Raw genomic sequence first — 11,873 nt, 5'->3', positions numbered from 1 at the left:
ACATGTCAGATACAATTACAGATACACATGGTAAAAGCGTCAATCGCTTAGCTATGATGCTCGTCTTATTGGTTGGTGTCTTCTCGGTGATGCTGATGCAGACCTCACTTGGAACAGCACAACCAGCACTGATGAAGGCTTTTGATGTTAATGCCTCTACCGTACAGTGGTTGACGACCATATTCTTAATGGCTAACGGTATTATGGTGCCGGTTTCAGCCTTCTTAACGACAAGAATTCCCACAAAAACGCTTTATTTATCAGCGTTGAGCTTATTTACAGCCGGAACTTTTTTGGCCTTTATGACACCAACAAATGCATTCTGGTTGCTAATGGTTGCACGTGTATTACAAGCAATGGCAGTTGGTGTCTTGATGCCTCTGATGCAGGTCGTATCCTTGACGCTGTTTGATGCAGAGTCACGTGGAAAAGCCATGGGCTTGGGTGGCCTAGTTGTTGGTATGGCACCTGCCATCGGACCAACACTATCAGGGTGGATTTTGGAGAAAGATCATACTTTTCTGGGTTTCACGTTACAAAATTCTTGGCGCTCTATATTTCTAATTGACTTACCAGTCGTCATTATTGTTATTATTGCCTCATTCTTTGTATTCCACGATGTTTTACCTACTAGGAATATTTCTCTTAATGTGCGTTCACTAATCGAATCGACATTTGGGTTTGGATTGTTACTATTCGGTTTTGCCATGGTATCAACACATGGTTGGGGCGACTTTGGTTGGGTTATCTTACCATTAGTAGCAGGTATTTTAATTATTGCAGAATTTATGTGGCATCAATCAAGAATGGATAAGCCATTCTTAGATATGTCAGTATTCAAAAATAGGCAGTTCACGATTACGACAATTTTGGTTTCTTTAGCTATGATGTCCATGATTGGGGTTGAAATGATTCTGCCAATCTTCTTACAAAATATTCGTGGCATGACGCCTTTGCACTCAGGATTAACATTATTACCGGGTGCATTAATGATGGGACTTATTTCACCATTAGCCGGTGCATTCTATGACAAGCATGGCGCTAAGCGTTTAGCTATTACTGGTTTTACTATTTTAATTATTGGCACACTACCATTGTTTTATATGACCGCTGATACGCCGTCTATATATATCACAGCACTTTACACATTGCGTATGTTTGGTATTGCCATGGTTATGATGCCGCTAACAGCATCAGCTATGGGTGCTTTGTCTCCAGAGACTGCTTCACAAGGAACGGCAGCTAACAACACAATGCGTCAAATTGCTTCATCCCTAGGAACAGCTATTTTGGCTTCAATGATGCAATCAGTAACAGATAATAATAAGCCATCATCTGCCTTAAAAGGGCAAGATCCGTTAGAATGGGCACAAAAAATGATTGATGCGACGTTGAAAGGTTTTCATGCTTCGTTTCTTCTGGCAGCATCCTTTGCGATTGTAGCTGTTATTATTGCATTTACATTGCACAGCGGTAAGGTAAACACACCATCAAAGATGGAGGCGTCAAAATGATTATTTTAATTATGGCAGTATTTGCGCTGCTAGGCTTTTTAGCAAATATGATGTTAGAAAACCGTGTTATTCGTTTGCTAACCGCTCTGATTATGTTTATCGGTTTAATTATTTCTGTGATTGGCATTGTTGCAAACATGCACGATCATTATGGTATGAAAGCAGTTACGACGACCAAAAAACAGCAAATTTATACAGCGGGTGATGCTAATCAAGGATTTGGTATGCTGTTGTATCAAGGTGTTGGAACTAATGGTAAAGAAAATGTTTATATTTATAAAACAAGTTCCGATGCTAAGAAAACTTTCGTGGCAAAGCCAGATTTGAAAACAACTTCTCGACGAGAAAGTATCGCTGGAAACAAAGCATACAAGGTCACAAAAACGACACGTTGGGTTTATAAAAACAATACTTACAAATTATTGTTTGGAATTGCTGATAATAATAAGAGTTTGAAGCATCGACGTACTATTTATCAAGTACCAAGTACCTGGATTGCCTTGACAACTACTCAGGCAAAATCACTATCTGCTAAAATGACGCCTAAAACAGATGCTGAAAAAGCTGCTGCTGCTGAACAACAAAAGCAATTAGCAGAATTAGCTCAAAAAGATCCTGACAAAGCAGCGCAAATGCAGGTTAAGGCAGTTAAGGCAGCTCTAGATAGTAAATGATTTCATCATAGGATTTAAATTAATATGCGTAATGCTTGCTAATTTTTATGGATGTGTTACACTGTAAGAGTAATAAAAGTTTTTGATTTTGATTTGTTTTTCTCGGAAGGCGCTCAGTACCAATTATTTAAATTACGAACAATAAAACTTGGTGAGCACACCAAAGGAGAAACATATCATGGAAAAAGGCACAGTAAAGTGGTTTAACGGAGAAAAGGGTTACGGATTCATCACACGCGAAAGCGGCGAAGATGTATTTGCACACTTCTCAGCAATCCAAGGCGACGGCTTCAAGACTCTTGACGAAGGTCAAGCAGTTACATTTGACGTTGAAACTTCAGACCGCGGTTTGCAAGCAACAAACATCACAAAGGGTTAATTTCTTTTGGAACACACAACTTATATAAGTTGTGTGTTTTTTTGTGTCACCAAAACGTGGTATAATATAGTCGTTAAATTAAACACAAACTAAGGAGTTTAGCACATATGGCTAAGTTAGTATTAATCCGTCACGGTCAAAGTGAATGGAATGCATTAAACTTGTTTAATGGTTGGATTGACACAAAGTTGTCTGAAAAAGGTATTGCCCAAGCCAAAGAAGCTGGCGATCTTTTGGCTGCTGAAGGTATTCAATTTGACCAAGCATATACGTCAGTTTTGACGCGTGCAATCCAAACATTGCACTTGGCTTTAGAAGAAGCAGGACAATTGTTTATTCCAGAAGCAAAGTCATGGCGTTTGAATGAACGTCATTATGGCGCATTGCAAGGTCAAAACAAAGCCGAAGCTGCTGAAAAGTGGGGTGACGAGCAAGTTCACATCTGGCGTCGTTCATACGACGTTTTGCCACCATTGTTGGACTCATATGATGAAACAATGACAGTACAAGGTAATACTTACCCAGCATTTGATCGTCGTTACGCCGATGTACCTGAAGGTGAATTGCCATTGGGTGAAAACTTGAAAATTACTTTGGAACGTGTATTGCCTTTCTGGGAATCAGACATTTCAAAAGATTTAAAAGCTGGTAAAAACGTGGTTATTGCTGCTCACGGTAACTCATTGCGTGCCTTGGTTAAGCACTTGGAAAACATCTCAGATGACGACATTTTGAATGTTGAAATTGCTAACGGACAACCATTGGTATATGATTTGGCTGATGATTTGTCAGTCGTATCAAAAAAGACATTAACTAAGTAATTTAATTCATAAAAGATATGCTGTTTCATAGATTGAGTAGTGTGTCTTTTTTTATGCAATCTTTCGACATTATTTTGGAATTTTGTTTATAATAAAATAAGTATATTCTGCAGGAGAGACCCCCTTATGTCAAAAAATCAAAATAATGCGATTTATGATTTACATGATAAGCCACCCTTTTTTACATGGTTAGGTTTATCATTGCAACATCTGTTTTCTATGTTCGGCGCTACTGTTTTAGTGCCATTACTCGTTGGCCTCAATCCTGGAGTAGCCCTGTTTACCTCAGGAGTCGGTACACTGCTTCATTTACTGATTACACGTGGTAAAGTACCAGCTTACATGGGTTCAAGCTTTGCTTTCATTATTCCCATGACGTCCTTGCTGAAGACAGTTGGTTATCCAGCCGTAGCGCAAGGAATTATCTCTGTTGGGCTAGTATATTTGGTTGTTGCTTTCATTGTAACTTTTACTGGCACTGCTTGGATTGAGTATATTTTCCCAGCTGAGGTCGTGGGACCTATCATCATGGTAATTGGCTTGAGTCTAGCTGGTTCTGCTGCTTCCTCAGCGACTACCATGAATGGACATTATGATATTCGTGTGTTTACGGTCGCGTTGGTTACGTTGCTGGCAACGATTGCTTTTAATATGTTTTTAAGGGGATTTTTAGGACTATTGCCAGTGCTACTTGGAATTATCTTTGGTTATATTGTGGCTTTAATCACTGGTCTAGTAGATTTAAGCCCTGTGGCTTCTGCCCATTGGTTCCAATTACCTAATTTTGAGACGTTCATTGGTAAAGATGGTTTCGTCTTTTATCCAGCTGCTGTACTGAGCATGGCACCATTAGCTTTAGTTACGCTGTCTGAGCATCTAGGACATTTGATGGTTTTGTCAAAAATCACTGGGACTGATTTTTTTGAAAATCCAGGTTTGAAACGTACCTTAACGGGGGATGGTACGGCTTCTGTTGTTGCTGGATTGATTGGTGGACCAGCGGTAACATCTTACGGTGAAAACATTGGCGTTATGCAATTGAGCCGTGTTTATTCAGTTTGGGTCATTGGTGGAGCAGCCTTTTTTGCGGTCGTTTTTAGTTTTGTTGGTAAGCTATCAGCTTTGATTTCGACGATCCCTGGCGCTGTTACGGGTGGTGTTGGCTTTATGTTGTACGGTGTCATTGCGGCTGCAGGGTTGCAAGTTATCGTTGACAATAAGGTTGATTATAGTAAGAAACGTAATTTAATGATTGCAGCACCTATTATGGTTGTCGGTATTGGAAACTTTCATTTACAATTAAGCACACAAGTTGATTTTTCTGGAGTTGCCATTGCTACTATTTTGGGCATTGTATTGAATTTGGTGTTGCCAAAAGTGGCTGCAAGTGAAAAGTAAATCATAGAGAGCGGAATTTGTTAAAAATTCGGCTCTTTTTTATTAATGATTAGACAGTCAATAAACATTGGTCTGAAATTTACTATTCTATAAAAATGTTAAAGTTTGTGATACGAACAGAAATTGTAAACGTATACATTTAAAATAATGTAAAAATCCTGATAAACGTTATTATTCTTATATTTAGGTCGGAAGAACTTAACTAACAACGTTTCTCTTAAGGAAAACAAAAAGTTTGTGAAAAACATCGCGGTAAACAGTTGAATTTCAAAATGAAAGGCGTATCATATATTTTATGTTATGACGAATAGCCGATTTCGACCATTTCGCCAAATTATATGAGAAAGGAGAAGGCGCATGGATGACCCAACGGCAACGTTTAAGTTTCTTGGTCTAACCTTTGATTGGACAACGATTATTTCAACGTTGCTGGCTATGGCAATTGTTATCATTGTCTCAATTGTGTTAACCCGCAAACTTAGTGTAAAGCCTAACAAACGGCAAAACGCAATCGAATATTTGTTAGATTTCACCAACGGTATCGTGAATGGACAGCTAACAAAGAAGCAAGCGCGCCAGTTTGGTTTGTTCGCATTTACATTGTTTTTCTTTGTAATTGTGTCAAACGAAATGGGCTTGCTAATACAGTTTAAGCTTGGCGATGGTGTGACTTATATTAAGTCACCAACTGCTGATCCGATTGTAACAATGACGCTTGCAATTATGTCGTTGATGGTTGCTCACGGTATGGGCGTTCAAGAACTTGGTTTTAAGGGCTATATTAAGAACATGTTCTTCACCCCATATTCATGGATGCTTCCGTTGAATATTATTGAACAATTAGCCAATTTCTTGACGTTGTCACTGCGTTTGTTTGGTAACATCTTCGCTGGTGAAATGTTACTAACGCTCGTGGCTAACAGTTTGGCCTGGCCTGGGCACTTTAATGGGCTCTGGTCAGTGCTGGCATTGCCGATTGAAATGGTCTGGCAAGGCTTTTCACTCTTCATCGGTGGTATTCAGGCATATGTGTTTGTCATTTTGACAGGTGTATTCATCTCACAGTTGTCGGGTAACGAGTAAGAGTGTTATTGCAAAGCAAATGAGATTTGTGTTACAGAGGCACTGTGTAAATAATGATTCTATAACACGAGTTGGTTTGCTTATAAAACGCGAGAGCGTATCATCTAAAATAGTATAAATGCGCACGCTTGAAATAGTTCTTGTGTGTGCGCTACGAATAAGGAGAAATCTAATGGATTTGCACAATCTTGGTGTAATCGCAGCAGGTCTTGCAGCTGCTGGAGCCGCCGTTGGTGGTGGTATTGGTAACGGTGTTTTGATTTCACAGTTCTTGGCAGGCATGAGCCGTCAACCAGAACTTGAAGGTCGTTTGTTGTCACGTATGTTCTTGGGTGTTGCGTTGGTCGAAGTTATGCCAATTTTGTCAATTGTCTTCGCCTTCATGTTGATGGGCAAGTAATCACACAATAGTAGCGGAGGAAAATCATGTTGGGAATAACAACATTGGCAGCACTTCCACTTGGAAATATGCTGTTTATTATCATCGCCTTCCTCTTGTTGATGCTCATTTTGAAGAAGGTGGCCTACGGACCATTGACAAAAGTTCTTGATGAACGTGCTGATAAAATTTCTTCTGACATTGATGGTGCTGAAGTAGCTCGTCAAGAGGCAGAGGAATTAGCATCACAACGTCAAGCTGAATTGGCTGAAACACGTCAAAATGCCACAAAAGTGGTTAATGATGCAAAAGCTAGCGCTCAAAAGCAAAGTGACCTAATCGTCTCTGCAGCTAACGATCGCGCAGCTTCTGTCAGCCAACAAGCGCAGACAGATGCGCAAAAGCTCAAGGAAGACGCAATTTCTGGTGCAAAAAACGATGTTGCAGCCCTTTCGGTGGCAATCGCTTCAAAGTTAATGCAAAAAGAACTATCGTTAAATGATCAACAAGCATTAATTGATGCTTACATTTCAGATTTAGAAACTAAATAAGGAGTATTGGGATGGCAAAGAATATTAAAGATATTGCTAACCAATACGCCAAAGCAATTTTTGAACTTGCTGGCGAACAAGATAATGTTGATGAGGTTTTGACGGATTTACGCACAATTAAAACAGTGCTTGATGAAAACCAAAATTTCATAACTATTGCTTCATCAGCGGACGTTGCTATTGCTTCACGTGATGATCTGTTAAAAACATTAACAGGTAACAGCACTGACTCAGTTAAAAATTTGGTTAAGCTGTTACAGGTTAACAATCGTTTGAACATTTTATCAATTGTAGTTGATGAATTTGTCAGCCAATATAATGAAGTAAATGGCATCGTGGATGTGCAAGCAACTACGGCTGTTGCACTAGACGATGGACGTTTAGATAAATTAGCTTCTGTCTTTGCATCAAAAACAGGTGCAAAGCAAGTTAATATTGAAAACGTAGTTGATGAAAGCATCCTTGGTGGTGTTATCTTGCAGTCACAATCAACTTTAATTGATGGTAGCTTGCAAACAAAAATTGCCAAAATGAAGGCACAATTATTAGGTTAGTGAGGAAGAATAATGGCTATTCAAGCTGAAGAAATTTCTGCTTTAATTAAGCAACAGCTCGAAAAGTTCGACACAACGCTAACTGTAGAAGAAGTGGGAACTGTCACTTATGTTGGTGATGGTGTGGCCCGTGCAACTGGCTTGGCAAATGCCTTAGCTGGTGAACTTGTCGAATTTGCTAATGGCACTTACGGCATGGCCCAAAACCTCGAATCGAGCGAAGTTGGAATTATCATTCTTGGTGGTTTTGACGATATTCGCGAAGGTGACACAGTAAAGCGTACTGGCCGCATCATGGAAGTGCCAGTTGGCGAACAATTAATCGGACGCGTTGTTAACGCCTTGGGTCAACCAATTGATGGATTGGGTGAAATCAAGACAGATAAGACACGCCCTGTAGAAGTAAAAGCACCTGGTGTTATGGAACGTAAATCCGTTTCCGAACCATTACAGACAGGTATTAAAGCAATCGATGCCCTTGTTCCAATTGGACGTGGACAACGTGAGTTAATCATTGGTGACCGTAAGACAGGTAAAACTTCTTTGGCCATCGATACAATTTTGAATCAAAAAGATCAAAACATGATCGTTATCTATGTTGCCATTGGCCAAAAGAATTCAACTGTGCGTGCACAAGTTGAAACCTTACGTCAAATGGGCGCTATGGACTATACAATTGTTGTTAATGCTGGTCCTTCCGAACCAGCACCAATGTTGTATTTGGCGCCTTATGTTGGTGCAGCCATGGGTGAAGAATTCATGTATAATGGCAAGCACGTTTTGATCGTGTATGATGATTTATCAAAGCAAGCCACGGCTTACCGTGAGCTGTCATTGATTCTTCGTCGTCCACCAGGACGTGAAGCTTATCCTGGTGACGTTTTCTACTTGCACTCACGTTTACTAGAGCGTGCGGCTAAGTTGAGCGATGAATTAGGTGGCGGTTCAATGACTGCTTTGCCATTTATCGAAACGCAGGCCGGTGATGTTTCTGCGTATATTCCAACAAACGTAATTTCTATTACTGATGGTCAAGTGTTCTTAGATGCTGATCAATTCTATGCTGGTGTCCGTCCTGCCATTGACGCTGGAACTTCTGTTTCACGTGTTGGTGGTGATGCGCAGATTAAGGCTATGAAGAAGGTTGCTGGTACATTACGTTTGGATCTGGCTTCTTTCCGTGAATTAGAAAGTTTCGCGCAGTTTGGTTCTGACTTGGATTCAGCAACCCAAGCAAAGCTTGCTCGTGGACGTCGTACTGTTGAAATTTTGAAGCAGCCATTGAACAAACCAATGCCCGTACAACATCAAGTTGTTGTATTATATGCATTGACACATGGTTACTTGGATGATGTTGAAGTAGCAGATATTCAACGTTTCCAAGATGAATTGATTGCATATGTTGATGCAAATGCTTCAGAATTATTCAAAACAATTGTTGAAACAAAGAACTTACCTGAAGAGGCTGATTTGAATGCAGCAATCGAAGCCTTTAAGGCTGGATTTGCTGGATCTGAATCAGCAGAATAAAAGGAGGCGCTGTTATGGCTTCTTTGCAAGATATTCAGCGTCGTATTTCATCCACTAAAAAAACACGTCAAATTACGAGTGCCATGCAAATGGTCTCAACGGCAAAATTAAGTCAAATTCAAAAATACAGTGCAGGGTATGGATCTTATGCAGCTCGTTTAGAGGCAGTTGTTGAACATTTAGTTTCAGCTCACCTCTTTGATAATGCAGATGCTGATCATATTCCATTGATTGCACAACGTCCAATTAAAAAAACTGGTATTCTGGTGGTCACATCAGATCGTGGGTTAGTTGGATCATACAATGCAAATGTTATTAAACAAACCAATGTTTTAATGCAAAATCTGAATTTGGATACAAGCAATACAACGATTTTGGCTGTCGGTGGTAATGGAGCTGATTTTTATAAGAAACGTGGGTTTGAGGTTATTTTAGAACACCGCGGTGTGTCAGATGTTCCAACATTTAATGAAATTCGTTCGGTTGTTAAAACGGTGACAAGTCTATATGAAAATGAAGTGTTTGACGCACTTCATGTGGTTTATAACCATTTCGTGAACCGTTTGACTAGTGAATACAGGGACGTGCAATTATTGCCACTAACTGGGGACACTCTGAATGCAATGGGTGGAACGGAAGAACAAAAAGCTGAACTTAATGTTCAAGCAACTTATGAAATCGAACCGGATACAACAGCAGTATTGAACGTTGTTTTGCCACAGTTTGCGCAAAGTTTAGTGTATGAAGCAGTGCTTGATGCAAAAACGGCTGAACACGCTGCTTCATCTACAGCGATGAAGGGTGCAACTGATAATGCGAAAGATCTTATTGGTCGTTTAGAATTACAGTTCAACCGTGCACGTCAAGCAGCAATTACGACTGAAATTACTGAAATTACTGGTGGTATGGCGGCTTTGGAATAAGCTAATTAATGCCATTCAATCTATATTAAAAATACGCACATTTATTTGTGTAGGAATGTATTTGGTATAACATGATAAAGGAATCAAAACCAATGGCTACTTTGGCATTGGTCGGTTCAGTTCATGTATAGCCTTATACTTAAAAACTGAAAGGAAACGACAATGAGTACTGGAAAAGTCGTACAAGTGATTGGTCCGGTCGTCGATATTGCGTTTGAAGCAGGGCAACAAGTTCCTGATATCAACAATGCCCTTGTAATTGATAAGGGTAATGGGCAATCATTGACAGTTGAAGTATCTTTGGCTTTGGGTGACGGCGTTGTCCGCACGATTGCCATGGACTCAACAGACGGGCTCCAACGAGGCATGGGAGTAGTTGACACTGGTAATCCTATTGAGGTTCCAGTTGGTGAAGCTACACTTGGTCGTGTCTTCAACGTATTGGGTGAACCTGTAGATAATAATGGTGCAATTGCTTCTGATGTTCGTCGTAGCTCAATTCATCGTGATGCACCAAAGTATGATGAGTTGACAAGCTCGACAGAGATATTGGAAACAGGTATTAAAGTTATTGATTTGCTTGCTCCATATGTTCGTGGTGGAAAAATTGGTTTGTTTGGTGGTGCCGGTGTTGGTAAGACAGTTCTGATTCAAGAATTAATTCACAACATTGCGCAAGGCCACAACGGTATTTCGGTCTTTACTGGTGTCGGGGAACGTACCCGTGAAGGTAATGACATGTACCATGAAATGGAAGAATCAGGCGTTTTGAAACAAACTGCCATGGTTTATGGTCAAATGAACGAACCACCAGGTGCACGTATGCGTGTTGCCTTAACAGGTTTGACAATGGCTGAAAACTTCCGTGATAATGAAGGTAAGGATGTGTTGTTGTTTATCGATAACATTTTCCGTTTCACTCAGGCTGGTTCTGAAGTGTCAGCTTTGTTGGGACGTATTCCATCAGCCGTTGGTTATCAGCCAACATTGGCAACAGAAATGGGCCAATTGCAGGAACGAATTACTTCAACTAAGAAGGGTTCAGTTACTTCAATTCAAGCCGTTTATGTGCCTGCCGATGATTATACTGATCCAGCGCCTGCTACAACATTCGCGCATTTGGATGCAACAACTAACTTGGAACGTGCATTGACACAACAAGGTATCTACCCAGCCGTTGATCCTTTGGCATCAACTTCTTCTGCTTTGGATCCACAAATTGTTGGTCAAGAACATTATGAAGTTGCTACTGAAGTACAACGTACACTGCAACGTTATCGTGAATTGCAAGATATCATTTCAATTCTGGGTATGGATGAATTATCAGATGAAGAGAAGACGACTGTTAACCGTGCACGTCGTATTCAATTCTTCTTGTCACAACCATTTTCAGTTGCCGAAACGTTTACTGGTATCAATGGTGAATATGTACCAGTTGCTGAAACTGTACGTTCATTCAAGGAAATTTTGGATGGTAAATATGATGATTTGCCAGAAGATGCATTCCGTAACGTTGGTGCTATTGAGCAGGTTGTTGAAAAAGCCAAGACAATGGCCCAATAAGGGGGTATTGACATATGGCAGATGAAACAACAACTGCAACAAAAGGCATTACTGTTCAAATCGTGACACCAGCGGGTGAAGTTTACAATGAAAGTGGTATTGATATCGCTGTTGTAAACACTCAAGGTGGCCAAGTGGGTATCATGGCAAAGCACGTACCGATATTAGCAGCTCTAACAATTGATGAGTTAATCGTCAAGCGCGGTGATGATAAGGAATCATTGGCTGTTAATGGTGGTATTGCTGAGTTTTCAAATGATACTTTGACAGTTGTAGCCGATAGTGCTGAAACTTCGGATGTGATTGATGTGTCACGTGCTGAAAGCGCCAAGGAGCGTGCGGAAGCACGTTTGGCACATGCACAAGATGATCATAATGACGCTGAATTACGTCGCGCACGAATTGCCTTAATGCGTGCGGTGAACCGTATTCACGTTGCTGCTCTGAAATCGGGCCGCTAAATAAAAAGAATTTAAACCCTCGAAATAATTGTTTCGAGGGTTT

General features: G+C 40.4%; 13 protein-coding genes. All 13 read left to right on the top strand.

What is annotated here, in order from left to right; all coding sequences use genetic code 11:
* Window positions 1-2 precede the first annotated feature (2 nt).
* The 13 genes from RHP64_RS09330 to RHP64_RS09270 all read left to right on the top strand — a co-directional run bounded on the left by RHP64_RS09330 (window position 3) and on the right by RHP64_RS09270 (window position 11,830).
* Window positions 3-1,514, top strand: a complete 1,512-nt coding sequence (locus tag RHP64_RS09330) for an MDR family MFS transporter (RefSeq protein WP_025268509.1) — start codon at window positions 3-5, stop codon at window positions 1,512-1,514.
* On the top strand, window positions 1,511-2,188 hold the full coding sequence (locus tag RHP64_RS09325; protein WP_011680439.1) for a DUF4811 domain-containing protein: 678 nt from the start codon (window positions 1,511-1,513) through the stop codon (window positions 2,186-2,188). Before RHP64_RS09330 ends, RHP64_RS09325 begins: the two co-directional genes overlap by 4 nt.
* 178 nt (window positions 2,189-2,366) lie before the next feature.
* Window positions 2,367-2,567: a cold-shock protein gene (locus RHP64_RS09320; protein WP_002815634.1), complete on the top strand. Its 201-nt coding sequence runs from the start codon at window positions 2,367-2,369 to the stop codon at window positions 2,565-2,567.
* Window positions 2,568-2,674: 107 nt separating this feature from the next.
* Window positions 2,675-3,388 carry a 2,3-diphosphoglycerate-dependent phosphoglycerate mutase gene (gene gpmA, locus RHP64_RS09315; RefSeq protein WP_011680438.1) on the top strand — a complete coding sequence of 238 codons (714 nt, stop codon included), beginning with the start codon at window positions 2,675-2,677 and terminating at the stop codon, window positions 3,386-3,388.
* Window positions 3,389-3,514: 126 nt separating this feature from the next.
* Complete coding sequence (locus tag RHP64_RS09310; protein ID WP_036092568.1) at window positions 3,515-4,786, top strand: uracil-xanthine permease family protein; 1,272 nt, start codon at window positions 3,515-3,517, stop codon at window positions 4,784-4,786.
* 357 nt (window positions 4,787-5,143) lie between these two features.
* Window positions 5,144-5,869, top strand: a complete 726-nt coding sequence (gene atpB, locus RHP64_RS09305) for a F0F1 ATP synthase subunit A (protein WP_002815631.1) — start codon at window positions 5,144-5,146, stop codon at window positions 5,867-5,869.
* Window positions 5,870-6,041: 172 nt separating this feature from the next.
* The gene (gene atpE, locus RHP64_RS09300; protein ID WP_002815630.1) at window positions 6,042-6,269 is read left to right on the top strand and encodes a F0F1 ATP synthase subunit C; all 228 of its coding nucleotides are present in this window, start codon (window positions 6,042-6,044) and stop codon (window positions 6,267-6,269) included.
* A 26-nt stretch (window positions 6,270-6,295) separates the two neighbouring features.
* Window positions 6,296-6,799, top strand: a complete 504-nt coding sequence (atpF, locus tag RHP64_RS09295) for a F0F1 ATP synthase subunit B (protein ID WP_002815628.1) — start codon at window positions 6,296-6,298, stop codon at window positions 6,797-6,799.
* 11 nt (window positions 6,800-6,810) lie between these two features.
* Complete coding sequence (gene atpH, locus RHP64_RS09290) at window positions 6,811-7,353, top strand: ATP synthase F1 subunit delta (RefSeq protein ID WP_025268507.1); 543 nt, start codon at window positions 6,811-6,813, stop codon at window positions 7,351-7,353.
* Window positions 7,354-7,365: 12 nt separating this feature from the next.
* Window positions 7,366-8,883 (top strand): F0F1 ATP synthase subunit alpha, encoded by a 1,518-nt coding sequence (atpA, locus tag RHP64_RS09285; protein ID WP_014325140.1) that lies wholly within the window; start codon window positions 7,366-7,368, stop codon window positions 8,881-8,883.
* Between the two features lie 14 nt (window positions 8,884-8,897).
* A complete protein-coding gene (locus RHP64_RS09280; RefSeq protein WP_011680434.1) occupies window positions 8,898-9,806 on the top strand; it encodes a F0F1 ATP synthase subunit gamma in 909 nt (302 codons plus the stop codon).
* 162 nt (window positions 9,807-9,968) lie between these two features.
* Window positions 9,969-11,369, top strand: a complete 1,401-nt coding sequence (gene atpD, locus RHP64_RS09275) for a F0F1 ATP synthase subunit beta (protein ID WP_002815624.1) — start codon at window positions 9,969-9,971, stop codon at window positions 11,367-11,369.
* Between the two features lie 14 nt (window positions 11,370-11,383).
* Window positions 11,384-11,830: a F0F1 ATP synthase subunit epsilon gene (locus RHP64_RS09270; protein WP_011680433.1), complete on the top strand. Its 447-nt coding sequence runs from the start codon at window positions 11,384-11,386 to the stop codon at window positions 11,828-11,830.
* Window positions 11,831-11,873 lie beyond the last annotated feature (43 nt).

Source organism: Leuconostoc sp. XM4 (assembly GCF_055698815.1).
This window is presented reverse-complemented; position numbering and strand designations above follow the sequence as displayed.

Coding starts and splice junctions, on each gene's coding strand:
- atpD (WP_002815624.1), top strand. CDS start 9,969: ATGAGTACTGGAAAAGTCGTACAAGTGATTGGTCCGGTCGTCGATATT.
- atpA (WP_014325140.1), top strand. CDS start 7,366: ATGGCTATTCAAGCTGAAGAAATTTCTGCTTTAATTAAGCAACAGCTC.
- RHP64_RS09325 (WP_011680439.1), top strand. CDS start 1,511: ATGATTATTTTAATTATGGCAGTATTTGCGCTGCTAGGCTTTTTAGCA.
- atpH (WP_025268507.1), top strand. CDS start 6,811: ATGGCAAAGAATATTAAAGATATTGCTAACCAATACGCCAAAGCAATT.
- RHP64_RS09280 (WP_011680434.1), top strand. CDS start 8,898: ATGGCTTCTTTGCAAGATATTCAGCGTCGTATTTCATCCACTAAAAAA.
- atpE (WP_002815630.1), top strand. CDS start 6,042: ATGGATTTGCACAATCTTGGTGTAATCGCAGCAGGTCTTGCAGCTGCT.
- RHP64_RS09270 (WP_011680433.1), top strand. CDS start 11,384: ATGGCAGATGAAACAACAACTGCAACAAAAGGCATTACTGTTCAAATC.
- RHP64_RS09330 (WP_025268509.1), top strand. CDS start 3: ATGTCAGATACAATTACAGATACACATGGTAAAAGCGTCAATCGCTTA.
- gpmA (WP_011680438.1), top strand. CDS start 2,675: ATGGCTAAGTTAGTATTAATCCGTCACGGTCAAAGTGAATGGAATGCA.
- atpB (WP_002815631.1), top strand. CDS start 5,144: ATGGATGACCCAACGGCAACGTTTAAGTTTCTTGGTCTAACCTTTGAT.
- atpF (WP_002815628.1), top strand. CDS start 6,296: ATGTTGGGAATAACAACATTGGCAGCACTTCCACTTGGAAATATGCTG.
- RHP64_RS09320 (WP_002815634.1), top strand. CDS start 2,367: ATGGAAAAAGGCACAGTAAAGTGGTTTAACGGAGAAAAGGGTTACGGA.
- RHP64_RS09310 (WP_036092568.1), top strand. CDS start 3,515: ATGTCAAAAAATCAAAATAATGCGATTTATGATTTACATGATAAGCCA.